Annotated in this window: 1 protein-coding gene; it reads right to left on the bottom strand. The window is 68.5% G+C overall.

What is annotated here, in order from left to right; genetic code table 11:
* A partial coding sequence (locus EPD65_RS16385) for a hypothetical protein (protein ID WP_207891584.1) occupies positions 1–359 on the bottom strand: 359 nt, incomplete at both ends.

Raw genomic sequence — 359 nt, 5'->3', positions numbered from 1 at the left:
GTGCCGTTGACGGTGACCGAGCCGTCCTTGACGGGGTAGTCGACGCCGTTGATGGTCACCGTGGTCCCGTTGACGGGGTACTTGGTGCCGTTGACGGTAATCGAACCCGGCGTGGTGGAGCCCGGGGTGGTCGAGCCACCGGTCGAACCCGGCGTGGTGCTGCCGGGGGTGGTGGAGCCGCCGGTCGTTCCCGGGGTGGTGGTGCTTCCGGGAGTGGTGGAGCCGCCGTCGGTGGTGGTGCCAGGCGTGACCGGGTAGCTCGTGCCGTTGACGGTGACCGAGCCGTCCTTGACGGGGTAGTCGACGCCGTTGATGGTCACCGTGGTCCCGTTGACGGGGTACTTGGTGCCGTTGACGGT

The sequence above is a fragment of the Nocardioides jejuensis genome, from assembly GCF_004337475.1.
In the GTDB taxonomy this organism is placed as follows: Bacteria; Actinomycetota; Actinomycetes; order Propionibacteriales; family Nocardioidaceae; genus Nocardioides; species Nocardioides jejuensis.
The sequence above is the reverse complement of the archived record's forward strand: the minus strand, read 5'-3'. Positions and strand labels throughout refer to the sequence as shown.